The 26,891-nt window shown below is 70.9% G+C and carries 25 protein-coding genes; 13 read left to right on the plus strand and 12 right to left on the minus strand.

The features are described from left to right. Positions 1 to 18 precede the first annotated feature (18 nt). The 5 genes from nirB to BGO46_RS02805 are packed head-to-tail and all read left to right on the plus strand — an operon-like array spanning position 19 to position 6,059. Complete coding sequence (gene nirB / locus BGO46_RS02785) at positions 19 to 2,598, plus strand: nitrite reductase large subunit NirB (protein WP_292676029.1); 2,580 nt, start codon at positions 19 to 21, stop codon at positions 2,596 to 2,598. Then, positions 2,595 to 2,984 (plus strand): nitrite reductase small subunit NirD, encoded by a 390-nt coding sequence (gene nirD / locus BGO46_RS02790; protein ID WP_292675836.1) that lies wholly within the window; start codon positions 2,595 to 2,597, stop codon positions 2,982 to 2,984. Before nirB ends, nirD begins: the two co-directional genes overlap by 4 nt. After that, positions 2,981 to 4,228: a uroporphyrinogen-III C-methyltransferase gene (gene cobA, locus BGO46_RS02795; RefSeq protein ID WP_292675834.1), complete on the plus strand. Its 1,248-nt coding sequence runs from the start codon at positions 2,981 to 2,983 to the stop codon at positions 4,226 to 4,228. The genes nirD and cobA overlap by 4 nt, the downstream gene beginning before the upstream one ends. Then, positions 4,225 to 5,370 (plus strand): uroporphyrinogen-III synthase, encoded by a 1,146-nt coding sequence (locus tag BGO46_RS02800; protein WP_292675832.1) that lies wholly within the window; start codon positions 4,225 to 4,227, stop codon positions 5,368 to 5,370. The genes cobA and BGO46_RS02800 overlap by 4 nt, the downstream gene beginning before the upstream one ends. Further along, entirely contained in the window at positions 5,367 to 6,059 is a 693-nt protein-coding gene (locus BGO46_RS02805; RefSeq protein ID WP_292675829.1) for a CbiX/SirB N-terminal domain-containing protein, read from the plus strand. The genes BGO46_RS02800 and BGO46_RS02805 overlap by 4 nt, the downstream gene beginning before the upstream one ends. 21 nt (positions 6,060 to 6,080) lie before the next feature. Here BGO46_RS02805 and BGO46_RS02810 read toward each other — a convergent pair whose 3' ends face one another. From BGO46_RS02810 to BGO46_RS02840, 7 genes are all read right to left on the minus strand, one after another. Continuing rightward, positions 6,081 to 6,227 carry a hypothetical protein gene (locus BGO46_RS02810; RefSeq protein WP_292675827.1) on the minus strand — a complete coding sequence of 49 codons (147 nt, stop codon included), beginning with the start codon at positions 6,225 to 6,227 and terminating at the stop codon, positions 6,081 to 6,083. A 16-nt stretch (positions 6,228 to 6,243) separates the two neighbouring features. Further along, positions 6,244 to 9,672: an error-prone DNA polymerase gene (locus BGO46_RS02815; protein ID WP_292675824.1), complete on the minus strand. Its 3,429-nt coding sequence runs from the start codon at positions 9,670 to 9,672 to the stop codon at positions 6,244 to 6,246. Continuing rightward, a complete protein-coding gene (locus BGO46_RS02820; protein ID WP_292675822.1) occupies positions 9,672 to 11,213 on the minus strand; it encodes a DNA polymerase Y family protein in 1,542 nt (513 codons plus the stop codon). Before BGO46_RS02820 ends, BGO46_RS02815 begins: the two co-directional genes overlap by 1 nt. Further along, positions 11,213 to 11,896: a hypothetical protein gene (locus BGO46_RS02825; RefSeq protein WP_292675820.1), complete on the minus strand. Its 684-nt coding sequence runs from the start codon at positions 11,894 to 11,896 to the stop codon at positions 11,213 to 11,215. Before BGO46_RS02825 ends, BGO46_RS02820 begins: the two co-directional genes overlap by 1 nt. Positions 11,897 to 12,013: 117 nt before the next feature. Beyond that, on the minus strand, positions 12,014 to 12,511 hold the full coding sequence (locus BGO46_RS02830; RefSeq protein WP_292675817.1) for an HNH endonuclease: 498 nt from the start codon (positions 12,509 to 12,511) through the stop codon (positions 12,014 to 12,016). Between the two features lie 316 nt (positions 12,512 to 12,827). Continuing rightward, positions 12,828 to 13,730: a M23 family metallopeptidase gene (locus tag BGO46_RS02835; protein WP_292675814.1), complete on the minus strand. Its 903-nt coding sequence runs from the start codon at positions 13,728 to 13,730 to the stop codon at positions 12,828 to 12,830. 270 nt (positions 13,731 to 14,000) lie between these two features. Next, entirely contained in the window at positions 14,001 to 14,708 is a 708-nt protein-coding gene (locus BGO46_RS02840; RefSeq protein WP_292675811.1) for a metal-dependent transcriptional regulator, read from the minus strand. 97 nt (positions 14,709 to 14,805) lie between these two features. Here BGO46_RS02840 and serC point away from each other — a divergent pair, with 97 nt between their 5' ends. Then, positions 14,806 to 15,921 carry a phosphoserine transaminase gene (gene serC, locus BGO46_RS02845; protein ID WP_292675809.1) on the plus strand — a complete coding sequence of 372 codons (1,116 nt, stop codon included), beginning with the start codon at positions 14,806 to 14,808 and terminating at the stop codon, positions 15,919 to 15,921. Positions 15,922 to 16,064: 143 nt separating this feature from the next. On the opposite strand, the gene BGO46_RS02850 is transcribed toward serC, so the two are convergent. Both BGO46_RS02850 and BGO46_RS02855 read right to left on the minus strand, forming a co-directional pair. Next, positions 16,065 to 16,643, minus strand: coding sequence for a DUF3027 domain-containing protein (locus tag BGO46_RS02850; protein WP_292675806.1), 579 nt, complete (start codon positions 16,641 to 16,643; stop codon positions 16,065 to 16,067). Further along, positions 16,627 to 17,007 (minus strand): cold-shock protein, encoded by a 381-nt coding sequence (locus BGO46_RS02855; protein WP_292897076.1) that lies wholly within the window; start codon positions 17,005 to 17,007, stop codon positions 16,627 to 16,629. Before BGO46_RS02855 ends, BGO46_RS02850 begins: the two co-directional genes overlap by 17 nt. 107 nt (positions 17,008 to 17,114) lie before the next feature. Here BGO46_RS02855 and BGO46_RS02860 point away from each other — a divergent pair, with 107 nt between their 5' ends. Genes BGO46_RS02860 through BGO46_RS02870 form a run of 3 tightly spaced genes read left to right on the plus strand, consistent with a single transcriptional unit; the run spans position 17,115 to position 20,779 of the window. Beyond that, complete coding sequence (locus BGO46_RS02860; RefSeq protein WP_292675804.1) at positions 17,115 to 17,399, plus strand: multidrug ABC transporter ATPase; 285 nt, start codon at positions 17,115 to 17,117, stop codon at positions 17,397 to 17,399. A gap of 1 nt (position 17,400) precedes the next feature. Then, the gene (locus tag BGO46_RS02865) at positions 17,401 to 19,110 is read left to right on the plus strand and encodes a helicase-associated domain-containing protein (RefSeq protein WP_292675802.1); all 1,710 of its coding nucleotides are present in this window, start codon (positions 17,401 to 17,403) and stop codon (positions 19,108 to 19,110) included. Positions 19,111 to 19,135: 25 nt separating this feature from the next. Next, complete coding sequence (locus BGO46_RS02870; RefSeq protein ID WP_292675799.1) at positions 19,136 to 20,779, plus strand: DNA repair helicase XPB; 1,644 nt, start codon at positions 19,136 to 19,138, stop codon at positions 20,777 to 20,779. Here BGO46_RS02870 and BGO46_RS02875 read toward each other — a convergent pair. Both BGO46_RS02875 and BGO46_RS02880 read right to left on the minus strand, forming a co-directional pair. Further along, complete coding sequence (locus BGO46_RS02875) at positions 20,740 to 21,753, minus strand: CPBP family intramembrane glutamic endopeptidase (protein ID WP_292675797.1); 1,014 nt, start codon at positions 21,751 to 21,753, stop codon at positions 20,740 to 20,742. The two genes, BGO46_RS02870 and BGO46_RS02875, sit on opposite strands and share 40 nt — an antisense overlap. Beyond that, the gene (locus BGO46_RS02880; protein ID WP_292675795.1) at positions 21,750 to 22,163 is read right to left on the minus strand and encodes a hypothetical protein; all 414 of its coding nucleotides are present in this window, start codon (positions 22,161 to 22,163) and stop codon (positions 21,750 to 21,752) included. Before BGO46_RS02880 ends, BGO46_RS02875 begins: the two co-directional genes overlap by 4 nt. A gap of 54 nt (positions 22,164 to 22,217) precedes the next feature. Here BGO46_RS02880 and BGO46_RS02885 point away from each other — a divergent pair, with 54 nt between their 5' ends. The 4 genes from BGO46_RS02885 (at position 22,218) to BGO46_RS02900 (ending at position 25,698) form a co-directional block, all read left to right on the plus strand. Then, the gene (locus BGO46_RS02885; protein ID WP_292675792.1) at positions 22,218 to 22,772 is read left to right on the plus strand and encodes a TetR/AcrR family transcriptional regulator; all 555 of its coding nucleotides are present in this window, start codon (positions 22,218 to 22,220) and stop codon (positions 22,770 to 22,772) included. Positions 22,773 to 22,837: 65 nt separating this feature from the next. Beyond that, entirely contained in the window at positions 22,838 to 23,530 is a 693-nt protein-coding gene (locus BGO46_RS02890) for a response regulator transcription factor (RefSeq protein ID WP_292675789.1), read from the plus strand. Positions 23,531 to 23,546: 16 nt separating this feature from the next. Then, entirely contained in the window at positions 23,547 to 25,292 is a 1,746-nt protein-coding gene (locus BGO46_RS02895) for a HAMP domain-containing sensor histidine kinase (protein ID WP_292675787.1), read from the plus strand. Between the two features lie 118 nt (positions 25,293 to 25,410). After that, positions 25,411 to 25,698 carry a WXG100 family type VII secretion target gene (locus BGO46_RS02900; RefSeq protein ID WP_292675785.1) on the plus strand — a complete coding sequence of 96 codons (288 nt, stop codon included), beginning with the start codon at positions 25,411 to 25,413 and terminating at the stop codon, positions 25,696 to 25,698. Positions 25,699 to 25,834: 136 nt separating this feature from the next. On the opposite strand, the gene groEL is transcribed toward BGO46_RS02900, so the two are convergent. Then, positions 25,835 to 26,891 (minus strand): chaperonin GroEL (groEL, locus tag BGO46_RS02905; RefSeq protein ID WP_299985218.1); only part of this gene is annotated, 1,057 nt, incomplete at its 5' end.

Raw genomic sequence — 26,891 nt, forward strand, 5'->3', positions numbered from 1 at the left:
CCCGCGTACGGTGACCGCATGCTTGCCGGTGACACGAACGACGCGCACATCGTCGTCGTCGGCGCCGGAATGGTCGCCCACCGCTTCATCGAGAGCCTGCTCAGCCGCGCGGATTCGGGCTTCCGCGTCACGCTCATCGGTGAAGAGCAGCGGCATCCGTACGACCGCGTCGCGCTGACCTCGTTCTTCGCCGGCGCATCAGACGACGATCTGACACTTGACCGCCGCATCGTCGAGGACGAGCGCGTCACGTTCCTGCACGACGACCCGGTCGTGCGCATCGAGCGCGCCGAGCACCGCGTCGTCACCCGCGCCGGCCGCGTCATCGGTTACGACCGCCTGGTGCTGGCGACCGGTTCGTACGCCGCGCGCCTCGCCGTCGACGGCTTCGACCTCGAGGGGTGCTTCGTCTACCGCACCCTCGATGACGTCGCCGCCCTGCGCACGTTCGTCGAGCGCCGCTCGGCACAGCTCGGCCGGCCGCTCACCGGCACGGTCGTCGGCGGCGGCCTGCTCGGCCTCGAAGCGGCCGGCGCCCTGCGCGGCCTCGACGTCGAGTGCACCGTCATCCAGTCCTCCGACCGCCTCATGTCGGCCCAGCTCGATCTGCCGGCCGGCGACGCGCTGCGCCGCCTCATCGAGGCGAAGGGCATCGGCGTGCGCACGGGCAGCATCACGACGCGGCTCGACCCCGACCGCACCGGTCAGGTCGCCGGCCTCGAGTTCCGCGACGGCGACTACGCGCAGACCGACGTCGTCGTCTTCACGGTCGGTGTCCGCCCCCGCGACGAACTGGCCCGCACGGCAGGACTCGCCGTCGAACCCCGCGGCGGCGTCACGATCGACGACGGATGCCTCACCTCCGACCCCGCGATCTACGCGATCGGCGAGGTCGCGAGCTTCGAAGGCCAGTGCGTCGGCCTCGTCGCGCCGGGGTACGCGATGGCCGAGGTCGCCGCCACCCGCCTGCTCGGCGGCGAGGCGGAGTTCGGCGGCTTCGACCTGTCCACCAAGCTCAAGCTCTCGGGCGTCGATGTCGCCAGCTTCGGCGACGCGTTCGCGCAGACCCCCGGCGCCCTCGACGTCGTCTACTCCGACCCGGTCGCCGGCGTCTACAAGAAGCTCGTCCTCTCCGACGACGCGAAGACGCTGCTCGGTGGCATTCTCGTCGGTGACGCCTCGTCGTACGGCGCCCTGCGCCCCCTCATCGGGCACGGCCTCGGCGGCGACCCGGCCGCCTACCTGCTGCCCGAAGGGGGCGGCGGCGCGATCAGCGCCGAGCTGCCCGACGAGGCGCTCGTCTGCTCGTGCAACTCGGTCACCGCCGGCACCATCCGGCACGCCGTGCACGACGAGGGATGCACGGATGTGGCATCCATCAAGTCGTGCACGAAAGCGGGCGCCGCGTGCGGCTCGTGTGTCGCGACGATCAAGAAGATCGTCGGCACCGAGCTGGCCAAGACCGGCGCGACCGTCAGCAACGCGCTGTGCGAGCACTTCGACATGTCGCGCCGCCAGCTGTTCGATGCCGTCCGCGTCTCGGGGCTGACGACCTTCAGCGCGATCATCGCCCGCTTCGGCACCGGCCGCGGTTGCGACCTGTGCAAGCCCGCGCTCGCGAGCATCCTGTCGACCCTCACCGGCACCCACGTGCTCGACGGTGAGAACGCGACCCTGCAAGACACCAACGACCACGTCATGGCCAACATGCAGAAGGACGGCAGCTACTCGGTCGTCCCGCGCATCCCCGGCGGCGAGATCACACCCGAGGGGCTGCTCGTCATCGGCCAGGTCGCGCAGGACTTCGGTCTCTACACGAAGATCACCGGCGGCCAGCGCATCGACCTGTTCGGTGCCCGCCTCGAGCAGCTGCCCGACATCTGGAAGCGCCTCGTCGACGCCGGCTTCGAATCGGGCCACGCCTACGGCAAGTCGCTGCGCACCGTGAAGTCGTGCGTCGGGTCGACGTGGTGCCGCTACGGCGTGCAGGACTCGGTCGGCATGGCCGTGCAGCTCGAACTGCGCTACCGCGGCCTGCGGTCGCCGCACAAGATCAAGCTCGGCGTCTCGGGCTGCGCGCGCGAGTGCGCCGAGGCCCGCGGCAAGGATGTCGGCGTCATTGCGACCGAAGCCGGCTGGAACATGTACGTCGGCGGCAACGGCGGCTTCACGCCGCGCCACGCGGTGCTGCTGGCCGAAGGCCTCAGCGATGTCGAGCTGCTGCAGGCGATCGACCGCTTCCTGATGTACTACATCTTCACCGCCGACCGGCTGCAGCGCACGGCGCCCTGGTTCGAAGACCTCGAGGGCGGCATCGACGGGCTGCGCGCCGTGATCTTCGACGACAGCCTCGGCATCTGCGCAGACCTGGATGCCGCGATCGCCCGCCACCTCGACGCGTACGAAGACGAGTGGAAGGCGACGCTGGAAGATCCCGAGAAGCTGCGCCGCTTCGCGTCGTTCGTCAACGCGCCGACGACTCCCGACCCCTCGCTCGCGTACACCGTCGAGCGCGGACAGCCCCGCCCCGCGACGCCGGACGAGCGCGAAGACTCGCGCGTCCTGATCGCCGGAACCGTTCTGGAGGTGCGCCGATGACAACCACCGCCGCGGCATCCGCTGCCGCTGACCTGGCCCCCGCCGGCTGGATGCCCCTATGCACCGTCAGCGATCTCGAGGTCGAGCGGGGCCGTGCGGCGCTGCTCGGTCAGACCCAGATCGCGCTGTTCCTGCTGCACGACGGGCGCGTGCATGCTGTGTCGAACTTCGACCCGTACAGCGGCGCGCACGTGATGTCGCGCGGTATCGTGGGCACGCGGGAGGGCATCCCCACGGTTGCCTCACCGATGTACAAGCAGGTGTTCGATCTGCGCACCGGCATCTGCCTGGACACGCAGGGCAAAGACCCGCACGCGCTGCAGAGCTGGCCGGTCGCGGTCGACGACGCGGGCCGCGTACTCATCCGATGGGAGGGCGCATCATGACCACGATGCTCGGCCTCAGCCTGACGGGCCGCAAGGTCGTCTTCGTCGGCGGCGGTGCCGTCGCCGCCCGCCGCCTGCCGCGCCTACTCGACGACGGCGCCCTCGTCACTGTCATCGCCCCGGCGCTCGGTGCCGAAGTGCAGGCGCTCGTCGACGCCGGCCGCGTCGAGTGGATCGCCCGCGACGTGCGCGAAAACGACCTCGACGGCGCCTGGTTCGTGCACAGCGCGACCGCCGACCGCCGCGTCGATGCGCGCGTCGCGGCATGGTGCGAGACGCGCCGCATCTTCTGCGTCAACACCTCTGACGGCGCGCACGGCAGCGCCCGCCTCACCGCCGAGACCCGCGCCGGCGACATCGTCGTGGGCGTCGTGTCGGATGCCGGCGTCGACCCCCGCCGCACGGCGCGCGTGCGCGACGCGATCGGCGCGCAACTGGCTGCGGGGCTGTTCCCCGTGCGCCGGCGTCGGCACACCGCCACCGGCCGTGTCGACCTCGTCGGCGGCGGCCCCGGGCCCCTCGACCTCATGACCGTGCGCGGACGCCGCCTGCTCGCCGAGGCCGACGTCATCATCGCCGACCGACTCGGTCCTGCAGGCGCCCTGCCCGAGCTCGACGCCGACGTCGAGATCATCGACGTCGGCAAGCGCCCCGGCCACCACCCCGTGCCGCAGCACGAGATCAACGAGTTGCTGATCACGCACGCCCGCCAGGGCAAGCGCGTCGTGCGCCTCAAGGGCGGCGACCCGTTCGTCTACGGCCGCGGCGGCGAAGAGCTCGCCGCGTGCCTGGCCGCGGGCATCCCCACCGAAGTCGTGCCCGGCGTCACGAGCGCGATCGCGGTGCCGCAAGCGGCGGGCATCCCGGTCACGCACCGCGGCGTGTCTGCAGGACTGCACCTCGTCAACGGACAGGCCGACATCTCGGCGACGACGCTCGCCGCTCTCGGCGACGACGCCGTCACGACGGTCGTGCTGATGGGCGTCGCCGCCCTGCCGAAGCTCGCCGCCGCGGCGCAGGCCGCCGGGGTCGACCCCGATCGCCCCGTCGCGATCGTCGAGCGCGGACATACGCCGCAGCAGCGCACGACCCGCACGACGCTCGGGCGCATGGCGCAGGATGCCGCCGACGCCGGCGTCCGCAACCCCGCCGTCGTCGTCGTGGGCGAGGTCACGCGCACGGGACTGCTGATGGGTGAGTCGCAGCTGGTCGAGCTGCCGCTGGCAGGTGATGTGAACCGGTGACCTCCCCCGACCGCCCCGCGCTCTCGGCTGCACTCGAGGGCTGCACGATCGTGATCGCCGTCGATCGCCGATCGTCCGAGCTCGCGGCTGCCCTCGAGCGGCACGGCGCGCAGGTGCGCCGTGCGCCGGCGCTGAGCATCCTGCCGCACATCGACGACGACGCCCTCATCGCCGCGACGCGCGCGCTCGTCGAGACTCCCCCCGATGTCGTCGTCGTCACGACAGGCGTGGGCTTCCGCGGCTGGATGGAAGCGGCCGAAGAGGCGGGACTGCGCGACCCGCTGACCGAGGCACTCTCCGGCGCGCAGATCGTCGCCCGCGGGCCCAAGGCACGTGGCGCGATCCAGCAGGCGGGGCTCGTCGCCGATTGGGTCGCCGAGTCAGAGACCTCGACCGAGCTCGGCGAGTTCCTGCTCGCGGAAGGTGTGCGCGGTCGCCGCGTCGCCGTCCAACACCACGGATCGGGTGCCGACGGACTCGACGACCTGTTCGCGGATGCCGGTGCCGACGTCGTCAGCCTGACGGTGTACCGGTGGGGGCCGCCCGCCGACCCGGCGTCCGTCGCCCGTTCGGTCACCGCCGCAGCGGCCGGCGAGGTCGACGCCGTCTTGTTCACCTCGGCGCCGGGCGCGGCCGAGTGGATCGCGACCGCCGTGCGCGAGGACGCCGTCGACGCGCTGCTGACGGCATCGCGCGCCGGGCGCTTGCTGATGGCGGCCGTCGGTCCGATCACGGCCGGTCCCCTCGAGGCCGCAGGCTTCGATCCGCTGATCGCCGAGCGCGGGCGGCTGGGGTCGCTCGTCCGCGGGGTCGTCACGTACTTCGGCGGCGGGCATGCGCCGCGGGCCGACACCGTCGCGGGCATCCTCGAGCTGCGCAGCGGTGGCGCGGTGCTCGACGGGAGGTTCATCCCCCTGTCGCGCACGGGGGTCGCCGTGCTGGGCGAGTTGTTCGCCGCGAACGGCGGCGTCGTGCCGCGCGCGACGCTGCAGAACGCGCTGCCCCGCTCGGGCGAGAGCACGCACGCGGTCGATGTCGCGATCGCCCGCATCCGTGAGACGCTCGAGGCGCCGGGCATCATCCGCACGGTCGTGAAGCGGGGCTATCGCCTCGACCTGAAAGAGCACGAGGTGACCGCATGACTGCGACCCTGATCGCCTGTTCGCACGGCACGAGCGACGAGGCCGGGCGCGCGGCGGTGCTCGCCCTCGTCGATCAGGTCCGGCAGCTGCTGCCGGGCGTCGACGTCGTGGATGCCTTCGTCGACGTGCAAGACCCCGCCGTCGCAGACGTCGTCGACAGCAGTGTCGCGGGCGGCTCGGCCGTCGTCGTGCCGCTACTGCTGTCGACCGGGTACCACACGAACGTCGACATCTCGCGGGCCATCGGCGCGCATCCCGGGCGCGCCGTCGCCACCGCCGCGCTCGGCCCGCACGAACTGCTCGCCGACGTGCTGGTCGACCGGCTCGCCGAGGTAGGCGCCGAGCCGGGCGATGCGATCGTGCTCGCCGCGGCCGGGTCGAGCGATCCTGCCGCGGCCGTCGACGTGGCCGCGACCGCAGATCTGCTCGCGTCACGGTTGGATGCCGACGTGTCTGTCGGCTTCGCCGCCGGCGCCGGGCGCCGCATCGCCGACGTCGTCGCGGATGCCCGCGCCGCCGGCGCGCAGCGCGTCGTCATCGCCAGCTACGTGCTCGCGCCCGGGTATTTCGCGCAGGTCATCGCCGCCGCCGGTGGTGACGTCGTCACCCGCCCGCTCGCCCCCGACACGCGCATCGCCGAGATCATCGCCGAGCGCTACCGGGCTGGGGTGGGGGCGCTGTCGGCGTAGCGATCAGTAGTGATAGCGGGCTCACCGGTCGCGATCGAGCGCGTGGCTTTCCGTTTCGCCCGACAGCGCACGCTCGTAGGCATCCAGTAACCGACGCGCGTTCGCGGGCGACCGGAACAGGTAAGCAGTCTCCTCCCACGCGGCGGAGTCGTCTGCACTGGTGCACATGAGTCTGAGTCTAGGCTCACCGGAAGTCGCGGGAGCGGTGCGGCACCCCCACCCGCAGATCTTCGAATGCGTCGGCGAGCAGGTTGGTGACCCCTTCGGGAGAGCGCTCCAGGATGCCCCGTGCGATGAGCGCCGGCGCATCGCGCAGCACCCGGCGATACCTGTCCCACACGCCGCGCGAACAGACCACGTTGACGAGCCCGTGCTCGTCCTCGAGGTTGATGAACGTGATGCCGGATGCCGTCGCGGGCCGCTGCCGGTGCGTCACCAGGCCCGCGATCTGCACACGCCGGCCCTCTTCGTGCGTGCGGATCTCGCGTGAGGTGAGCACGCCCCGGGCATCCAACTGCGCCCGGTAGTGCACGAGCGGGTGATCGTCGGTCGAGATGCCGGTCGCCCACAGGTCGGCCGCGAGGATGTCGTAGCTGGTCTGATCACCGAACAGCGGTGGCTGCACCGACACGAGGGTGCCGGACAGGAACTCGGAGCGATCCTGTGCGGCATCGCCCGCCAGCCAGATTCCCTCGCGCCGCGAGACGCCCATGCTCTCGAACGCGCCCGCCGTCGCGAGCGCCTCGACCTGCGCCTCGGTCGCTCCCGTCCGGCGGACGAGATCGCGCAGGTCTCGGAACGGTCCCTCGGCTTCGCGCGCCGCGACGATCCGCTGCGCGAGGGGCATGCCCATGCCCGTCACCGAGGCGAGCCCCAGGCGCACGGCGAACGCCCCGTCGCGCCGATGCGTGGCGGAATCGTCGGGGGCATCCGGATCGAACGGCGGCACGGGAGGCTGGTGGCGGTGGGTGCAGGTGGGGAGACCGGTCGGCCCCTCGACAAGCTCGGGGGCCAGGGGGTCTGGCTCGGGGGTCAGGGGTTCCAGGGCGGCGTCGGCGGCGGAGGCGTGGATGTCGGGGCGGCGCACGATGACGCCGTGGCGGCGGGCGTCGGCGGTGAGGGATGCCGGCGAATAGAACCCCATCGGCTGCGCGCGCAGCAGCGCCGCGAGGAACGCCGCGGGATAGTGCAGCTTGAGCCACGACGACGCGTAGACGAGCAGCGCGAACGACAACGAGTGACTCTCGGCGAAGCCGAAGTTCGCGAACGCCTGGATCTTCGCGTAGATGCTGTCAGCAACCTCGCCCACGAGGCCGTTGCGCTCCATCCCCGCGTACAGCTTCGCCTTGACCGACTCGATCCGCTCGATCCCGCGCTTGGACCCCATCGCGCGGCGCAGCACATCGGCATCCTCCCCCGACAGGTCGCCGACGGCCATGCCCATCTGCATGAGCTGCTCCTGGAAGACCGGGATGCCCAGGGTGCGCTCAAGCACCGGAATCAGCTTGTCGTGCGCGTAGGTGACACGCTCCTGCCCGAGCTTGCGGCGCACGAACGGGTGCACCGCGCCGCCCTGGATGGGACCGGGCCGGATCAGCGCGATCTCGATCGCGAGATCGTAGAACTCCCGCGGCCGCAGGCGCGGCAGCAGCCCCATCTGCGCCCGCGACTCGACCTGGAACACCCCGATCGAATCCGCCCGGCACAGCATGTCGTAGACGGCCGCCTCTTCCTTCGGGATCGCGTCGAGCGACCACTGCTCCCCCGTCGCGCCGGCGATCATGTCGAAGCAGTACTGCAGGGCGGCGAGCATGCCGAGCCCGAGCAGATCGAACTTCACGAGGCCCATCCAGGCGGCGTCGTCCTTGTCCCACTGGATGACGGTGCGCTTCTCCATGCGCGCGTGCTCGATCGGCACGACCTCGCCGACGGGGCGCTCGGTGAGCACCATGCCGCCGGAGTGGATGCCCAGGTGCCGCGGCGCCTTCATCAACTCGCTCGCGTACTCGAGCACACGGGCGGGGATGTCGTGGGCTCCCGCAACAGGCCCGTCCCACCGCTCGACCTGCTTCGACCAGGCATCCTGCTGCCCCGGCGAATGCCCCAGCGCCTTCGCCATGTCGCGCACGGCGTTCTTCGGCCGGTACTGGATGACGTTCGCGACCTGCGCGGCGCGCTCGCGCCCGTAGGTGTCGAAGACCCACTGGATGATCTCCTCGCGCCGATCCGAATCGAAGTCGACGTCGATGTCGGGCTCTTCATCGCGCAGCGCCGACAGGAACCGCTCGAACGGCAGGTTGTAGAAGATCGCGTCGACGGCGGTGATGTCCAGCAGATAGCAGACGGCACTGCTGGCCGCCGACCCGCGACCCTGACACAGGATGCCGCGGCGTCGCGCCTCGGTGACGATCCCGTGCACGATCAGGAAGTAGCCGGGAAAGTCCTTCTGCTCGATGACCGACAGCTCGCGTTCGATGCGCGCTCGGTCGGCGTCGGATGCCTCGGGATACTTGCGCGGCACGGCCTCCCACACGAGCGTGCGCAACCACGACATCGGCGTGTGCCCCTCGGGCACGGGCAGCTTCGGCAGCGCGGGCTTCGCGCGTCGCAACGGAAACGCGAGCTCGTCGGCGAGCGTCACGGTGCGCGCGACGGCACCGCGGTAGCGCCGGAAGCGCCGCGTCATCTCGGCCCCCGATCGCAGGTGCGCGCTCGCGTGTGACGGCAGCCAGCCGTCGAGCTCGTCGAGACCGCGGTTCGCGCGCACGGCCGCGACAGCCGCGGCGAGGTGCATACGCTCGGGCACGGCGTAGTGCACGTTGTTCGTCGCGAGGATCGGCAGGCCGCGGCCTGTGGCGAGCGCCGCCAGCACGTCGTTGTCGCGCGAATCGGTCGGGTTGCCGTGGTCGATCAGCTCGACCTCGACGGCATCCGCCCCGAACCGGGCGACGAGATCGTCGAGGGCTGCCGCGGCGGCCGCGGGGCCTCCCGCGGCCAGCGCCTGGCGGACGGGTCCCTTGCGGCATCCGGTCAGGATCGCCCAGTGCCCGTCGGCGCGCTCGGCCAGCTCGTCGAGGTCGTAGAGGGGGCGGCCCTTCTCGCCGCCGGCGAGCTGCGCGTGGGTGATCGCGGCGGCGAGGCGGTGGTAGCCCTCTTGCCCGCGTGCGAGCACGAGCAGATGCGAGCCCTCGGGATCGGCGACGCCGGCCCGCGACGGGGTCGGGTGGCCCCTCGACGGGGTCGGGGACCAGGTGTCGAGGGAGAGCTCGGCACCGAACACGGTCTTCAGCTGCATCGGCTCGGCGGCCTCGGCGAAGCGGGCGATGCCGTAGAAGCCGTCGTGGTCGGTGACGGCGAGCGCGTGCAGGCCGAGGCGCTCGGCCTCTTCAACGAGCTCGGCGGGTGACGATGCCCCGTCCAAGAACGAGAACGACGAGTGCGCGTGCAGTTCGGCGTACGGCACGGCATCCTCGGGCCGCTCGATCAGCGGGGGCTCGTACTTTCCGCGCTTGCGCGAGAACGCCGGGCCGTCGCCGCCGTCGGGTTCGGCCGCGCGGCCGCTGAGGACCCGCTCCATCTCCGCCCAGGTCACGGACGGGTTGTTGAAGCCCATCAGTCATACACCCCCTCCGCCGACCAGGAGCCCTCTTCGCAGACGAGCAGCCAGGCGGATTCGCCGTCGTCGACGACCTGGAACCGGTGCGCGCGACGCGCGCGGGCCTCGTCCCACGTGCGCTCGACGACCGGCCACGGGCCTGCCCACCGCCGGATGCCGCGCCGTCGCCCGCCCACAGCGAAGGCGACCGGCGCCGCCGTCAGCTCGCCGCGCCCGTCGACGGCCACCATGTCGCCGTCGCCGTCGAGCACCGCGACCGGCACCGTCTGCGCGAACACGGTCGTCGGCAGCGGCCCCGGCAGGCTGCCCGGCCACGGTCGACCGGCTTCGCCGCGCACGGCGGCACTCGTGGCATCCCCCCAGGGCACGAGCCGCTGCCGCTCGGCGAGCCATCGCCCTCCGCCGATCTCGGGCACAAGCACGCCCTGGTGGCCGAGCATCGCCTGCACGCGCGAGAGGGCATGATGCACGCGCTCTTCGGGCCCCGAGCCGAACAGTCGCGCGGTGTGGTGCGTCGCGGCATCCACGCCTTCGGGTTCGAGCCGCACGGCTGCCACGGCGCTGCGCAGACCCTGCTCGGCGAGCTGCCAGCGCACCCGGTCGACGACCGCGGCGGCGTCGAAGGCTCCGGGATGCAGCCACACGCGTGAGCTGCGATCGCCCCGCTCGCCCGTCAGCACGATGCGCAGCTCGGTGCACACGAGATCCTGCGCGCCCAGCCGCGCCGTGAACTCCTCGGCGGGAACGCGCACTCCGAAGGCCACCTGGTCGGCGAGGGCGACCGGCGGCTCGAAGGAGATCTCGCGGTGCAGCTCGGGCGGGGGCGTCCGCGCCGTCACGGGTCGCGGATCACGACCGGATGCCAGGGCGTGCAGCCGCTGCCCCCGCGCGCCGAAGCGCTCGGCGAGCCGGTCGGCGCCGAGAGCGGCCACCTGGCCCAGCGTCTGCACGCCCAGCCGGGCGAACAGATCGGCGATCCCCGGCTCGTCGTCGAGCACCGCGACCGACAGCGGGGCGAGGAACTCGGCCGCGCGACCGGCGGGCACGATCCGCATCGGATCGGTGACGCGCGTGCCCCCGCGCGCGGCCTGCTCGGCCGTGAAGACACCGTCGGCGACGCCGACGCGCACATCGACCACCCCCAACGACGAGATCGCCCCGGCGATCACCGTCGCAGCAGCCGCCTCGCCGCCGTAGTAGCGCGCGGGCCCCTTCACGTGCAGAGCGCACAGCCCCGGTGCGATCAGCTGCACCCCCGGGGCGGACTCCTCGATCGCCGCGATCAGCGGCGCGAAAGCCCGATGATCGCGCACCGGATCGGCCTCGACGACCTCCAGCTGCGGGCAACGCGCCTGCGCGTCGCGACGCCGCTGCCCGCGGCGCACCCCCTCGGCGCGTGCGGCGGCCGAGCACGCCACGACCGCGCCCTTCGCGAACACCGCGACGGGCCCCTCGTGCGGCATCTGTTCTTCGCCGTCACGATCCAGGGCCACGACGGGCCAGTCGGGCACCCATACGACAAGACTCCGCGCCGCCATCACCCCACCGCCTGCAGGGGCATGCGCACGGGCCGCGTGAGCGGATCGACCGAGATCTCGCCACGCTCATCCGGCAGCAGCACCCGCCCCGTGCGCGGCATCGGAAAACGGCGGCTGGTGACCGTCACGGTCAGTTCGCGCTCCTCCAGCAGCCCATGCCCGTCGCCGAGCCCCGACCACGACGGATCGCCGATGTCGATCATCGCCTCGGCCTGCGGCCACGGCCCCTGCACCAGCAGCACCGCCTCGCGCTCGCGCATGCGCGCGGCCAGGCGCGCGACATCGGCATCCTTCGCCCGTGCGGGCGGGCGTACCGCCACGACCGGCAGCACGTCGGCGACGGCGGCCGTCACGGCGAGCCAGCGGTCACCCGGCTCGGGCACGAGCACGAGCCTCGACAGATCGACACCCGCGGCCCGAGCCGCCTCGGCGCCCAGATTCGGCATGCCGACCGCAGCACACCACGAACCGTCCTGCGAAGGGCGGGCCAGCAGCGCGAACAGCAGCGACGTCGACCTGCCCAGCGCGTACGACGCCCCCGCGCGCAGGCCGCCGCCGGGCAGCAGCGCCGCGAGCGCCGGCGGAGCGGGCAGCACCGGGGCATCCAGCCGCCGGCCCTGCATGCGCTCCATCTGCGCGCGCAGCGCCTGCACGGCACCGACATCCGCCACGATCGCCCTCATCCCTCCAGACTAGAACTTTTGTTCTAGTCCATCAATCAGATGAGTCGAACCTATGCTCCCCCTCCGACATGCCCACTGGCAGGCCGGGGGTCGGTCAGACGGCGCTCAGGAGGTAGCTCAGGCGGCGAGCGAGAGGTAGGGCTCCCACGACGGCTCGGAGCGCTCCGTGCCGCGCACGGTCCACTGCGTGCCGCGCGGCGGCTGCGGCACCCAGCGCAGCTCCCAGGCCATCTCCTGCGGCGTGCGGTCACCCTTCACGTTGTTGCAGCGCAGACAGCAGGCCACGAGGTTCTCCCACGAATCCGCCCCGCCACGCGACCGTGGCAGCACATGATCGATCGTGGTCGCTCCCTTCCCGCAATACGCGCAGCGGTGCGCGTCACGACGCAGCACGCCGCGACGCGTCACCGGCACCCTGCGGGCACCGGGAACGCGCACATAGCGGGTGAGCACGATCACGGCGGGGCGGTCAGTGGCACCTCGGATGCCCCAGACCGGATTCTCGTCGATCCGCTCGATGACGGTGGCCTTCTCGTTCATGACGAGCACGAGGGCTCGCTTGAACGACACCACGGCCAGTGGTTCGTATCCTGCGTTCAGTACCAGAGTGCGCATGCGGTTTCCTCTCGAACGGCCGTGACGGCTTCAGCGGCCTCTCGGTGTGAGATCGCGGGGGTCGAGCGGGTGGCAGGCACGAAAAAAGGCGCTGTCATGAAGACAGCGCCTTGATTCCACGGCTCAGGCCGCGGCAGTCGTGCATACGATGCCGAAGAACGTAGCGGCCGGCGGTGTACCGGCAGAGTGCATCCATGGTGCGGATGCGGGCTCCTGCTATGTCCATCGACTCCCCCTCGACTTCTGCGAGCGTCGGGAACAGGCTAATACCTCAATGCGACACGTCGGTGACATCCGAGTGACGAAAAGCGTGTCGTCAGCCCGCGTTGGCGACCAGCCAGCTCTCCGCGTTGACCCATGCACCGTTGACGTAGATCTCCAGGTGCAGGTGCGTGCCATAGGCGCGGCCCGTGTCGCCGACCTGACCGATCAGCTGACCGGCCGAGACCGTGTCGCCGACCGACACGCGACGCGTGCCGTAGCTCATGTGGGCGTACAGCGAGGTCACGCTCTGGCCACCGATGTTGTGGGCGATCTTCACGTACACGCCCCAGCCGGGGCCGTCTTCGGTCGAGGCGACCACGACGCCGTCGGCGATCGCGTAGATCGGCGTGTACCGGTCAGCCATGTAGTCGGTGCCCTTGTGGCCGGCGTACGGCGTGCCGAAGTTGTTGAACGAGGTCAGCGGGCGCACGACCGAGCCGGCCGGTGCGATCGACTCGGCGATCGCGCCGCTGTAGGCGGCCGATGCAGTGGAAGCAGCGGCGATGCGGGCGGCGGCGGCGGCCTTCGCGGCCTCCTCGTCCTTCTTCGCCTGGATCTCCTCGGGCGTCGTCGCCGAGTAGCTGCCGCGATCAAGCGCGGCAGGAGTCGCTTCGGATGCCACGACGAGCGACTGCGCGTTGTCGGCGGCCAGTTGCTGCACGGTCGTGACGGCAGCCTCGGCGGGTGCACTGCCCACGGCGGACACCGCGGCGGGCACGGCGACGGTGGCCACAAGCCCCGCGACGGCGGCGAGCGTCAAGAGGCTGCGCATCGGGTGCGGCTTGCCCGCGGCGCGGCGGGTCGCAGCCGAGCTGCGGACGACTGCGGTGGTCTTGACGACGGGAGCCTTCGCGGCGGTGCGAAGGTTCGCGAGGCGTCGCGTGCGGCTCCGCAGAGCGGGGGTCGTCGAATCGGACTCGGGTGTCTCGTGCGACGGATCGAAATTTTCAGCCAAAGGTCCTCCGGCGCCTCCGCACGCCCTCCGCGCGGCGGAGGATCGCTGGTTCGTCGGCACTCAGTGTCGGGCACAGATGTACAGGCTTCACCGCACAGACGACGAACCCTTGAGGCAATCCGTGCGGCGGTCCGTGGCGGGCTTCTCGCCAGGTGGACTTTTCGAGGCTACCGGAAGGTAACGAATATGTCACGTTGCCCGCGGTCGATCCAGCTCTCTCCCACGAGACGTCCAGGTCCGCGCGGCGCGGCCAACCCCTGTCTGGGCGCGTCAGGCGCGCGGCGCGGCGTCGACGAGGAAGATGTGCGCGGCGACCTCGACCGGCAGCTCCAAGCCTTCGTCCTGACCGTCCATCTGCACGAGGACGTAGCCCTCGCTGAAGCGGAAGTCGCCGGATGCCCCGGGCATGACGCCCGCGTCACGCAACTGGATCAGCAGCTCCGGGTCGACCTGGGCAGGCTCGGCCAGACGCCGGATCGTGCCCGTGATCGGACCGTCCGTCTCGTTGAGATGCCGCACGAGCCCGACGACGCCGTCGTCGAACGTGTGCGCCGGCACGTCACCGAGCTGGTCGAGCCCGGGAATCGGGTTGCCGTACGGCGATTCGGTCGGATGCCCCAGCAGCTCGATCAGGCGACGCTCGACGAGCTCGCTCATGACGTGCTCCCACCGGCACGCCTCATCGTGCACGTAGGCCCAGTCGAGGCCGATCACGTCGCTGAGCAGGCGCTCGGCGAGGCGATGCTTGCGCATCACGTCGACGGCCTTCTGGCGCCCGGCATCCGTCAGTGCCAGCGACCGGTCGTCGGTCACGACGATCAGGCCGTCGCGTTCCATGCGGCCGACCGTCTGCGACACCGTCGGGCCCGAGTGGCCCAGACGCTCGGAGATGCGCGCACGCAGGGGGATGATGCCCTCTTCCTCGAGCTCGAGGACGGTGCGCAGATACATCTCGGTGGTGTCGATCAGATCGGTCATGTGGCCCTCATGCACGGTGAAGCAAGATGACACCAGCCTAGCCTTTGATACGGGCACCGGTCGTGACCACGGGTGCCGCCGACCCTAGAATCGGTCCATGGCCCATGTGACGCTGCCTCGCGAGATTCTGCCCACCGACGGACGCTTCGGCTGCGGCCCCTCGAAGATCCGCCCCGAACAGCTCGCCGCCCTCGCGGGCCCGGGCTCGGTGCTGATGGGCACCTCTCACCGCCAGTCGCCCGTCAAGAGCCTCGTCGGCCAGGTGCGCATGGGGCTGTCCGACCTGCTGCGTCTGCCCGACGGGTACGAGATCATCGCCGGCAACGGCGGTTCGACCGCGTTCTGGGATGCCGCCGCCTTCGGCCTCATCGACAAGCGCGCGCAGAACCTCGTGTTCGGAGAGTTCGGCGGCAAGTTCGCCGGGGCCGCCGCCGCACCGTGGCTCGAAGCGCCCGACGTGCGCAAGGCCGAGCCCGGCTCGCGCACGGTCGCCGAGGCCGTCGAGGGCGTCGACGTATACGCCTGGCCGCACAATGAGACCTCGACCGGTGTCGCCGCTCCCGTCGAGCGCGTGCGCGGTGACGAGGGCGCACTGACCGTCATCGACGCGACGAGCGCCGCCGGCGGCATCAACTTCCGCGTCACCGAGGCGGATGTCTACTACTTCGCGCCGCAGAAGAACCTGGGCTCGGACGGTGGCCTGTGGTTCGCCGCCGTCTCGCCCGCCGCGATCGAGCGGATCGAGCGCATCGCCGCGTCGGGGCGCTACATCCCCGAGTTCCTCAGCCTGAAGAACGCGCTCGACAACTCGCGCCTGAACCAGACGCTGAACACGCCGGCCGTGTCGACCCTGTACCTGCTCGACAAGCAGCTCGAGTGGATCAACGGCAACGGCGGCCTCGGCTGGGCATCCGCCCGCACCGCCGAATCGTCCTCTGCGCTGTACGCGTGGGCCGACTCGGTGTCGTACGCGACGCCGTTCGTCGCCGACCCGGCCGACCGCTCCCCCGTCGTCGTCACGATCGACTTCGACGACACGGTGGATGCCGCGGCCATCGCCGCAAGCCTGCGTGCGAACGACATCGTCGACACCGAGCCGTACCGCAAGCTCGGCCGCAACCAACTGCGCATCGCGACCTTCGTCTCGATCGAGCCGGAAGACGTGCGTCAGCTCATCAAGTGCATCGAGTACACCGTCGAGCGCCAGGGCTGAGCTGACCGCGGCTCGCGCGAGCTGATCGCGGCTCGCGCGAGAACAGGCAAACGCGCGGAGACAGGCCGTTCCGCGCGGCATCCTGCCTGTTTTGACGCAATCGCCTGTTTTCGCGCAGCTGCGGCAGGTCACTCCTCGGCGGGTCACTCCTCGTCGGAGTCGTCCTCGTCGTCGGCGGCGTCCTCGTCGAGCACGTCGATGTCGACACCGTCGACGTCGCCGGCGTGCAGGATCGGCGACCCGTCCTCGTCGAAGTCGGCGGCATCCAGATCGTCGAGGTCATCGACATCGTCCTGGTCGTCGTCATCGACATCGTCGTCATCGAGATCGTCATCGTCGAGGTCGTCGCCCTGATCGTCCTCGTCGCCGGCAGCCTCAGCGCGCTCGGCGGCGAGCGCCGCCTGCGCAGCCTGGTACTCGGCCAGCCGCACGGCCCACGGCACCCAATCAGGGGCCAGAAGCGCGCCGTCACCGGGCAGCAGCTCGACCTCGAGCACGGTCGGCTCGGCGTCTTCGACGACGGTGAGGCTCACCGTCCAGAACCAGCCGGGGTACCCGGGCATCGTGTTCTCGAAGCGCAGCGAGACCACGCCGCCCTCTTCGAGGGTGTAGCCCGCGGCAGGCCCGACGGTCACCGCCGGCGTGATGTCGTGCAGCGCCGCGACGGCGAGATCGTGCGACGCGAGCAGACGCTCGTCGGCGGGCTCAGGCGTCGAGGTCATCGGCTACCTTGCGCAAGATCGCGGCGACCTTCGTGCCCTGACCGGCGTTCGGGTAATGCCCACGGCGCAGGTCGCCGCCGATCTTGTCGAGCAGCTTGACGACGTCTTCGACGATGATCGCCATGTCGTCGGGCTTCGGGCGGTTGCGCTTGGAGAGGCTCACCGGGGCATCCAGCACCCGCACCGCGAGCGCCTGCAGGCCGCGCTTGCCGTCGGCGACGCCGAACTCGAGCCGCGTGCCGGACTTGACGACCGTCCCCGCAGGGAGGGCCGTGGCGTGCAGGAAGACGTCCTGGCCGTCATCGGTGGTGATGAAGCCGAACCCCTTCTCGTCGTCGTAGAACCTGACCTTGCCGGTGGGCATCGCAAACCTCGCGCTGATCGTGCCCGCATGCGGGCGCAGTGGAACGGGGGCGGATCACCCCAGGACACCAGCCTACGGCAACGGCCCGACGCAGTAGGCTGGTGCGGATGCCCCCTTCCACGCCCCAGACCCCATCCGAGGACGTTCCCGTCCGCCGGATCGACCGCATCCTCGCGTTCATGTCGCTGGGGCTGCTCGTCCTGTCGGTCGTGTGCTTCGTCGCGATCATGATCGGCTCGGCATCCGGCATGACGCACGAGGATTTCGGCGCGGGAGTCTGGCCGACCGTCGGAGCGGTCGTCTACATCGCCCCGATCGTCGCCTTCCTCCTCCTGATGACGGTGCTCATCATGACCTTCATCCGGAAGGCGCGCGCGGGCAAGGGCCGCTGACGTGACCGGCTCGGACGCACGGACGCTCGCGCACCAGCTCGCGGCGCGCGACGAACGCGCCCTGGCCGAACTGCTGGACGCACGCCACGTCTCCCCCACCGCGAGCTGGAACGACGCGTTCGACGCCGCCGAGCAGCTGCTCGACCCCGCGTCACTCGCCCGTGCGATCGCCGACCTGACGGCTGCTGAGGCCGCCGCCCTCGCGCAGGCGATCGACGGCGCCGACGTTCCCGCCGGCCCCGCCCGCGACGCACTCATCTCCCGCGCGTTGCTCGCCGACGACGGCGCGCCGTGGGAGCCGGTCGCAACGGCCTTCCGTGCGGCGGTTCCGATCGCCCACGACCCAGCGCCCGAGCCCGCATCGGCTCCGGATGCCGCCGCCGAGGCGGAGCGCGCGTTCACGGCATCCGCGTCGCTCGCCGACGTGCTGCACGCGGCGCTGACCAGCCCGCTCGGGCGCATCGGCGCGGGCACCCTCGGCGCCGTCGATCGGCGCCGGCTGATCGAGACGGGGGCGGTGTCGGATGCCGCCACCGCCGACGATCTCGTCGCGATCGCCGACCGCACGGGGCTACTGGCCGTCACCGACCGCGCCTGGCTCGTCACGGCGCGCGGCACGGCGTGGCTGCACAGCAGCACGATCGACCGCTGGAGTGCGGTGGCCGCAGCCCTCGTCGACAGCCTGCCGCCGGCGCTCCGCCGCGGCGACGGATGGCTGCCTCTGTCGGAGTGGCCCGGTGCCCACCCGTTCGACGCGGCGTGGCCCGAGCGTGCCGCGGCGCTTGCGGCGCTGCTGCAGCGCTGGGCGCTCGTGGACGGCACCGGCGCGGTCACGCCGTGGGCGCAGCCCGCCGCGACCGGTGGGGCGTTCGACGCCGATGCCCTCGCCGCGCTGCTGCCGCCCGAAGTCGACCGCGTGTACCTGCAGAACGACCTCACGGCGATCGCGCCGGGCTCGCTCGCTCCGCACCTCGACATGCGCCTGCGCTCGATGGCGCGGCGCGAGTCGCGCGCGCAGGCATCCAGCTACCGGTTCACGGCCGAGACGCTCGCCGATGCCCTGACCGCGGGCGAGACCGCCGATTCGCTGCGCGCGTTCCTGCTCGAGCTGTCGCTGACCGGGCTGCCGCAGCCGCTCGCCTATGAGATCGAACGGTCGGCGAGCCGGCACGGCGCACTGCAGGTCGGCCCCGACGCGCAGGGCCGCACCCACGTCATCAGCACCGACGAGTCGCTGCTGCGCACGGTGGCGGTCGACCAGGCGCTGCGCCCCCTGGGCCTCGTCGCCGACGGCGAAGCGCTGCTGACCCGTGCGAGCGCCGACACCGCGTTCTGGATGATCGCCGACGCGCGCTACCCCGTCGTCGCCGTCGACGCCGACGGCAACCGTCGCGCGCTCGACCGGCACCGCCTCGCGCCCAATCCCGAGCCGGCCCCCGCCCCGCTCGAGCGGTACCGCGACCTCGTCACGCGGCTGCGCGCGACCCGCAGCGAAGACGCGGATGCCGCATGGCTCGAGCGGGAGCTCGAGCAGGCCGTGCGAGCGCGCGCGACGATCGTCGTCGCGGTGCGCCTACCCGACGGCGCCGAGCGTGAGTTCACGATCGAGGCGACGGGCCTCGGCGGCGGGCGCCTGCGCGGGCGCGACCGGGCCGTCGACGTCGAGCGCACCCTGCCGGTGTCGAGTATCACCCGCGTGAGTCCCGCCTGATCCGGCGCCGGTAGACTGGTCCGCTATGGCTGACGGACCCCTCATCGTCCAGAGCGACCGCACCGTGCTGCTGGAGGTCGCCCACCCCGACGCCGAGAGCGCCCGCCACGAGCTGGCGATCTTCGCCGAACTCGAGCGCGCCCCCGAGCACATTCACACCTACCGCATCACGCGGCTGGGCCTGTGGAACGCGCGCGCGGCCGGCCACACCGCCGACGACATGCTCGGCACGCTTGACCGCTGGTCGCGCTTTCCGGTGCCGGCATCGGTCTCGATCGATATCCGCGAGACCGTCGGCCGCTACGGGCGGCTGGTGATCGAGCGCGACGACGAGGGCACCCTCATCCTGCGCGCGACCGACACGGCCGTGCTCGCCGAAGTCGCGAAGAACAAGCGCATCCAGCCGCTGCTGACGGGGCATCCGTCGCCCGGTGTGTTCACGGTGGATGCCTGGGCACGCGGCCACATCAAGCAGGAGCTGCTCAAGGTCGGCTGGCCCGCCGAAGACCACGCCGGGTACACGCCGGGAACGCCGCACCCGATCGACCTCGCCGAAGACGGCTGGACGCTGCGCCCGTACCAGCGCAAGGCGGTCGACATCTTCACCGAGGGCGGGTCGGGCGTCGTCGTGCTGCCCTGTGGCGCCGGCAAGACCCTCGTCGGGGCGGCCGCGATGGCCGACACCAAGACGACGACGCTGATCCTCGTGACCAACACCGTGAGCGCCCGGCAGTGGCGCGACGAGCTGCTCAAGCGCACGTCGCTGACTCCGGAAGAGATCGGCGAGTACTCGGGCCAGGCCAAAGAGGTCAAGCCCGTCACGATCGCGACCTACCAGATCCTCACCGCGAAGCGGAAGGGCGAATACGCGCACTTGGCGCTGCTGGACGCCCTGGACTGGGGCCTCATCGTCTACGACGAGGTGCACCTGCTGCCCGCGCCCGTGTTCAAGCTGACGGCCGACCTGCAGGCCCGGCGCCGCCTGGGCCTGACCGCGACACTCGTGCGTGAAGACGGCCGCGAGGGCGACGTGTTCAGCCTCATCGGGCCCAAGCGGTTCGACGCGCCGTGGAAGGAGATCGAGGCGCAGGGCTTCATCTCCCCCGCCGTCTGCTACGAGGTGCGCGTCGATCTGCCGGCCTCTGACCGCATGGAGTACGCCGCCGCGGCCGACGACGAGCGCTACCGCCTCGCGGCGACCGCGCACGCGAAGATCGGGGTCGTCAGCGACCTCGTCGCGCGCCACGCGGGCGAGCAGATCCTCGTGATCGGGCAGTACCTCGACCAGATCGACGTGCTGTCGGATGCCCTCGGCGCGCCGCAGATCACCGGCGCGACCCCCGTCGACGAGCGCGAGGAGCTATACGGCGCGTTCCGCGAGGGGCGCATCCCGGTGCTCGTCGTCTCGAAGGTCGCGAACTTCTCGATCGACCTGCCCGAGGCATCCGTCGCGATCCAGGTGTCGGGGTCGTTCGGCTCACGGCAGGAAGAGGCCCAGCGCCTCGGGCGCCTGCTGCGCCCCAAGACGAGCGGGCACACCGCGAGCTTCTACACCCTGATCGCCCGCGACACGGTCGACCAGGACTTCGCGCAGAACCGCCAGCGCTTCCTCGCCGAGCAGGGCTACAGCTACACGATATTGGACGCGGATGGACTCAATGCCGCGTAAGGCGCCGGCGCCGGCGGCGTCAGCACGAGCGTCCGCGCGAGCGGCTTGCGGGCCAGGCGCCACTCGATGAGCGCGACGTAGCCGCCGACGAGGACGAACGACCACAGGAAGCTCACCCACCCGGTGGTCGACTCGGTGGGGTTCGTGCCCGCCGCGATGCCGACGATGAATCCCGTGAGGTTGTTCACGACGTGTAGCGCGATGGCGGCCTCGAGCCCGCCCGTGCGCCACGTCAGCCATCCGGCCGCGACGGCGAACAGGCCGACGCTGATCTGCCCGAGCAGGTCGTACATGTGCCCGAGCACGAACAGCGGCACAGGCACGAGGATCGCGAACGCCGGATGCCGCAGCCAGCGCCCGATCGCCTGCATCAGGAAGCCGCGGAAGATGTACTCCTCGGCGGCGGACTGCAGCGGCACGAGCAGGATCACGAGCACGAGCGAAACCGCCCACCACGCGTTGGGCTCGGCCGCCGGCGCTTCGTCGCCAGGGATCAGCAGCGACAGGCCCGTGAGCACGGCCGACAGCACGAGCGCGATCAGGCCACACAGCAGCATCCAGCGCCAGCGCAGGCGCCCCGCCGCCGATGAGATGAGTCCCGTGCGCTTGCCGTTCACGATGAGCGACGCCAGCACGTACGAGGGCAGCATCAGGATGATCGTGCCGAGCAGGAACACCAGCATGACGGGATCTGCCACGTCGATCGTCGGGTTCTCAGCGAGCGCCAGCGTGCGCTCGAGGAACGAGGGATCGGCCAACGCGACCACGACCATCAGCGCCGTCACGACGGCGAGCATCGCGACGTAGAACACGAGTCCGAGGCCCGCGACCGCCAGCGGCGTCCACCATCCGCTGCGCCGGCGCGCGAACACGAGTCGGTGGAACGCGAGGCCACCCGCGGTGGCATCGGCGGGCAACGGGCGCGGGGCGGGAGGAAGAACGGGGGCGATGGCAGCGTCGGGGGGCAGCGTCATGCTTCCATCGTCGCACCGATGCACACGCCGAGCGTCGTGAAGTACACGACACCGGCGAACAGCGCGTGAAAGCCCACGATCGCGGGCATCCGCCCCTTGAAGACCGCCGCGATCGCGCCGCCGTAGTCGCTCCACATGCCGCCCGACCATCCGCGCTGGCGGCGGAACCGCCGGATCATGAGGCTGTCGCCCACACCGTTGCCGACCGTGATGGCCGCGAACGCGATCCACCCCCACACGACGGCACCCGTGATGGTGAACGTCACCCACGTCACCAGTCCGGCCAGGCCCAGCGCGACGTGGGTCAGCACGCGCGGCGCGACCGACCGACCGTGCCGCCACCATCCAATCAGCAGCACGACTCCCGCGAGGGCCTGAATCGCGAACAGCGCGGTCACGACGTGTTCCATGCCCGCAGGTTACTACGTTCGTAGTTCTCCCGCTACTACACCTATAGTGTTCCCATGGCCGGTACCCGCGAACGCGCCCTCGACGCCGCCGTCGCCCTCGTCGGCGAAGGCGGCATGCGCGCCCTCACCCACGCTCGCGTCGATGCCGCAGCCGCGCTGCCGCCGGGCTCGACCTCGAACTGGTTCCGCACCCGTGCCGCCCTCGTCACGGGACTCATCGACTGGATCGCCGAACAAGAGCGCATCGATCTGTCCGCAGCCCTCGGCGCGGGCGCGCCGCTCGACGTCGACGGCCTCATCGACACGATCACCCGCGCCGTCGAGCTCCAGACCGGGCCGCATGCGCTGCGCACCCGCGCGCGGCTGACGCTGTTCCTGGATGCCTCGCCGCTCGCGCAGACCCCGCTGCACGCGCAGCGGCTCACGTTCGAAGAGGGACTGCGCGCCGCCGCGCAGCGGCTCGGCATGCCGGATGCCGACGCCGCCGCCCGCACGCTGCTCGCGTGCGGCAACGGGCTCATCATGCACCGGCTCACGGTGGCGCCGGGTGCTCCCGTGCGGCCGGTCGTCGAGCGTGCTGTGCACGGATGCCTCTCGGCACCCGCCTGACCGTCTGATCGGCGCGGTCGGCCGATATCCAGCAACTGCATGGCATCCGGTGACAGTATGGGCATATGACGGCACCGCGCATTCTCGTCGTGGACGACGAACCGAACATCCGAGACCTGCTGGTCACGAGCCTCCGCTTCGCGGGATACCAGGTGCGGGCGGTCGCCAACGGCGCCCAGACGATCTCGGCCGTGCTCGAGGAAGAACCCGATCTGATCATCCTCGACGTGATGCTGCCCGATATGAACGGGTTCAGCGTCACCAAGCGCCTCCGCGGCGCGGGGTACACCGCCCCGATCCTGTTCCTGACGGCGAAGGACGACACCGAAGACAAGATCGAGGGCCTCAACGCCGGCGGTGACGACTACGTCACCAAGCCGTTCTCGCTCGACGAGATCGTCGCCCGCCTGCAGGCGATTCTGCGCCGCACGATGCAGGCCGACGAAGAGTCGACCATCAAGGCGGGCGAGCTGTCGATGGATCAGGACACGCACGACGTGCTCGTCGGCGACGTGTCGATCGATCTCTCCCCCACCGAGTTCAAGCTGCTGCGCTACCTCATGCTCAACCCCAACCGGGTGCTGAGCAAGGCGCAGATCCTCGACCACGTGTGGGAGTACGACTTCAACGGCGACGCCGGCATCGTCGAGAGCTACATCTCGTATCTGCGCCGCAAGATCGACCCGTACTCGAGCGAACCGCTGATCCAGACCAAGCGCGGCTTCGGCTACATGCTGAAGGCCGGCAAGACGGCCTAGCGGCCGCCGCCTCTCCGTGGGAGCCGTTCTGGCCGCGCACGCCAAGAAGGGCGACCGCATCACCCTGTGGTGGCGGAGCATCAGCCTGCGCGCGAAGGTCACCGGTGTCACGGTCGCGGTGCTCGCGATCGGCCTGATCGCGGCCGGATTCGGCACGGGGCTGTTCCTGCGCAACACGCAGATCACCGCCCTCGACGACAATCTGCGCCAACTCGCCCCCGCCGATCTTGCGAGCACCCTGTTCGACATCGAGATCGACGGTGGCGGCACGCCCACGTTCGTGCAGAAGGATGCCGCGCCGACGCAGTTCTTCATCGCGGTGTATGCCCCCGACGGCACACTCGTCGCGACGGCCGGCGGCAGCGGCGGCATCGAGCCCGCGTTCCCCGACTCGTTCCCACTCGAGGCGACCGTGACCAAAGGCACCGAGCCGTTCTCGATCCCCGCCGCGACCGGGTCAGGCACGTTCCACGCGAGCGTCGACTTCCTCACGATCGAGGACGTCCGCGACAACTACACCCAGATGGTGGCGCTGCCGCTGTCGAGCGTCAACCAGACCGTCGCCAACTACGTCGGCATCTACACGCTGCTCGCGCTGGTCACGATGCTCGCCGGCGCCCTCGCGACGCGCTGGCTCGTGACGCTCGCCTTCCGCAGCCTCGGGCAGGTCGAGAACACCGCGATGTCGATCGCCGCGGGCGATTTCAGCCAGCGCATGGGCGACATCTCGCCGCGCACCGAGGTCGGCAAGCTCAAAACCGCCATCAACACGATGCTCGACCGCATCGATCAGGCCCTCGGTCAGCGCGACGCGACCGTGCAGCAGATGCGCCGGTTCATCGGCGACGCGAGCCACGAGTTGCGCACGCCGCTCGTGACCGTGCGCGGCTATGCCGAGCTGTACCGGATGGGCGCCATCTCGGGCGAAGAGCAGACGGCGCAATCGATGGAGCGCATCGAGAAGGAGGCAATCCGCATGGGCGTCCTCGTCGAGGACCTCCTCGCCCTGGCGCGCCTCGACGAGCGCCGCGACATCGCCGTCGCGCGCGTTGACCTGCGCCCGATCGCACGGGATGCCGCGCTGGATGCCCGCGCGACCTCCCCCGAGCGCGAGGTGTCGGTCCTCGACGACGAGGCCGCGAAGCCGGCGCCCGAGCCCGAGGCATCCACCCCGGAACCCGGCACCTCGCCCGCCCGCCGCGGCGGATTGGCGAGTGCGACGCGCCTGCTGCGACGCCGTTCAAAGCCCGTCCCCAGGCCCGTGCCGACGGCCACCGGCAGCATTCCTGCGCAGACCGCGCCACTGCCGGTCGTCACCCCGCCGAGCCCCGAACCGGTCGTGCTGGGCGATGAGAACCGCATCCGCCAGGTCGTCGCAAATCTGCTCGGCAACGCGCGCCGCTACACGCCGGCGGGCTCGCCCATCCAGCTCGCGACCGGCGTCGACGTACCGGCCGGGATGGGCTGGATCGCCGTGATCGACCACGGCGAGGGCATCCCCGCGCAGATCCGCGACAAGATCTTCCAGCGGTTCTGGCGGGCCGACAACTCACGCACCCGCGAGACGGGCGGCTCGGGGCTGGGGCTGGCGATCGTGGCATCCGTCGTCGAAGCGCTGCACGGGTCGATCGAGGTCACCGACACCCCCGGCGGCGGAGCGACGTTCCGCGTCGCGTTCCCGCTCGCCGAGGCACGGGATGCCACGGAGCACCTGTGGATCGAGACGCAGCCGCTGCGCAAACTGCGCATCGACGAGCCCTGATCCATCGCCTCCTCCACAATCGGCGGATCCGCCGATCTGTCCCCCGATCGGGCTCTTGGCGGTCTGCGGCTGTGCGCGGGTGCGTAGCGTGGCGGCATCCGATCGAAGGGAGCCTTCCATGACCGCATTCAGTGTCGATTCCGATGCCGTCCTCGCCGCCACCGGCGCCATCCGCGCCACGGCAGATCGCCTGCAGGGCGAGACATCCGCCATGCTCGGGCAGCTCACCCAGCTGCAGGGGACGTGGACGGGGTCGGCCTCGGTGGCGTTCCAGGGCGTGATCGACCGCTGGCGCCTGACCCAGCGCGACCTCGAGGCCGCACTCGGCGACATCGGCGCCGCGCTCGCGCACGCCGGCAACCAGTACGTCCAGACCGAGGTCGCCGCCGCGGGGCTGTTCCGGTAACGCAGAACGGCCCCTCCCGAAGGAGGGGCCGTTCTGACTGAGGCGGGGCCTGGGTTTCGATACGGCGCCTGCGGCGCCTACTCAACCTTGACCCGAGCCGCATCAACGCCGCTGCGCGGCATTGATCCGTCTCGCGTCAAAAGTCCATGCCACCGGTCGGGTCGCCGGCGGGAGCCGCGACCTTCTCGGGCTTGTCCGCGACGACCGCTTCGGTCGTGAGGAACAGGCCTGCGATCGACGCGGCGTTCTGCAGCGCCGAGCGGGTGACCTTGGCGGGGTCGATGATGCCCTGTGCGAACAGGTCGCCGTACTCGCCGCTCGCGGCGTTCAGGCCGTGACCGACCGGAAGCTCCGAGACCTTGTTGGCGACGACGCCGGGCTCGAGGCCCGCGTTGAGAGCGATCTGCTTGAGCGGAGCCTCGATCGCGACACGCACGATGTTGACACCGGTCGCCTCGTCACCGGACAGCTCGAGGCCGCCGAGGGCCTTCTTGCCGGCCTGGATGAGCGCGACGCCACCACCGGCGACGATGCCCTCCTCGACGGCGGCCTTCGCGTTGCGGACGGCGTCCTCGATGCGGTGCTTGCGCTCCTTGAGCTCGACCTCGGTCGCGGCACCCGCCTTGATGACGGCGACGCCGCCGGCGAGCTTGGCGAGGCGCTCCTGCAGCTTCTCGCGGTCGTAGTCGCTGTCGGTGTTCTCGATCTCGCGCTTGATCTGCGTCACGCGACCCTCGATCTGAGCGGCCTCACCGGCACCCTCGACGATCGTGGTCTCGTCCTTCGTGATGATGACCTTGCGGGCACGGCCGAGCAGGTCCGTGGTGGCGTTCTCGAGCTTGAGACCGACCTCCTCGGTGATGACCTGGCCACCCGTGAGGATCGCGATGTCCTGCAGCTGAGCCTTGCGACGGTCGCCGAAGCCGGGAGCCTTGACAGCAGCCGACTTGAAGATGCCGCGGATCTTGTTCAGCACGAGCGTCGCGAGAGCCTCGCCCTCGACGTCCTCGGCGATGATAAGGAGCTCCTTGCCCTCCTGGATCACCTTGTCGACGATGGGCAGAAGGTCCTTGATGTTCGAGATCTTCTGGTTCGCGATGAGGATGTACGGGTCCTCGAAGACAGCCTCCTGGCGCTCCGGGTCCGTGACGAAGTAGGGGTTGATGTAGCCCTTGTCGAAGCGCATGCCCTCG

This window comes from Microbacterium sp. 70-16, from assembly GCF_001898315.1.
Taxonomy (GTDB): Bacteria; Actinomycetota; Actinomycetes; order Actinomycetales; family Microbacteriaceae; genus Microbacterium.

Coding starts and splice junctions, on each gene's coding strand:
- serC (WP_292675809.1), top strand. CDS start 14,806: ATGGCCCATGTGACGCTGCCTCGCGAGATTCTGCCCACCGACGGACGC.
- BGO46_RS02815 (WP_292675824.1), bottom strand. CDS start 9,672: ATGGGCTTCAACAACCCGTCCGTGACCTGGGCGGAGATGGAGCGGGTC.
- BGO46_RS02805 (WP_292675829.1), top strand. CDS start 5,367: ATGACTGCGACCCTGATCGCCTGTTCGCACGGCACGAGCGACGAGGCC.
- BGO46_RS02870 (WP_292675799.1), top strand. CDS start 19,136: ATGGCTGACGGACCCCTCATCGTCCAGAGCGACCGCACCGTGCTGCTG.
- BGO46_RS02885 (WP_292675792.1), top strand. CDS start 22,218: ATGGCCGGTACCCGCGAACGCGCCCTCGACGCCGCCGTCGCCCTCGTC.
- BGO46_RS02860 (WP_292675804.1), top strand. CDS start 17,115: ATGCCCCCTTCCACGCCCCAGACCCCATCCGAGGACGTTCCCGTCCGC.
- nirB (WP_292676029.1), top strand. CDS start 19: ATGCTTGCCGGTGACACGAACGACGCGCACATCGTCGTCGTCGGCGCC.
- BGO46_RS02900 (WP_292675785.1), top strand. CDS start 25,411: ATGACCGCATTCAGTGTCGATTCCGATGCCGTCCTCGCCGCCACCGGC.
- BGO46_RS02825 (WP_292675820.1), bottom strand. CDS start 11,896: ATGAGGGCGATCGTGGCGGATGTCGGTGCCGTGCAGGCGCTGCGCGCG.
- cobA (WP_292675834.1), top strand. CDS start 2,981: ATGACCACGATGCTCGGCCTCAGCCTGACGGGCCGCAAGGTCGTCTTC.
- BGO46_RS02855 (WP_292897076.1), bottom strand. CDS start 17,007: ATGCCCACCGGCAAGGTCAGGTTCTACGACGACGAGAAGGGGTTCGGC.
- BGO46_RS02890 (WP_292675789.1), top strand. CDS start 22,838: ATGACGGCACCGCGCATTCTCGTCGTGGACGACGAACCGAACATCCGA.
- BGO46_RS02830 (WP_292675817.1), bottom strand. CDS start 12,511: ATGCGCACTCTGGTACTGAACGCAGGATACGAACCACTGGCCGTGGTG.
- BGO46_RS02875 (WP_292675797.1), bottom strand. CDS start 21,753: ATGACGCTGCCCCCCGACGCTGCCATCGCCCCCGTTCTTCCTCCCGCC.
- nirD (WP_292675836.1), top strand. CDS start 2,595: ATGACAACCACCGCCGCGGCATCCGCTGCCGCTGACCTGGCCCCCGCC.
- BGO46_RS02850 (WP_292675806.1), bottom strand. CDS start 16,643: ATGACCTCGACGCCTGAGCCCGCCGACGAGCGTCTGCTCGCGTCGCAC.
- BGO46_RS02810 (WP_292675827.1), bottom strand. CDS start 6,227: ATGTGCACCAGTGCAGACGACTCCGCCGCGTGGGAGGAGACTGCTTAC.
- BGO46_RS02880 (WP_292675795.1), bottom strand. CDS start 22,163: ATGGAACACGTCGTGACCGCGCTGTTCGCGATTCAGGCCCTCGCGGGA.
- BGO46_RS02840 (WP_292675811.1), bottom strand. CDS start 14,708: ATGACCGATCTGATCGACACCACCGAGATGTATCTGCGCACCGTCCTC.
- BGO46_RS02820 (WP_292675822.1), bottom strand. CDS start 11,213: ATGGCGGCGCGGAGTCTTGTCGTATGGGTGCCCGACTGGCCCGTCGTG.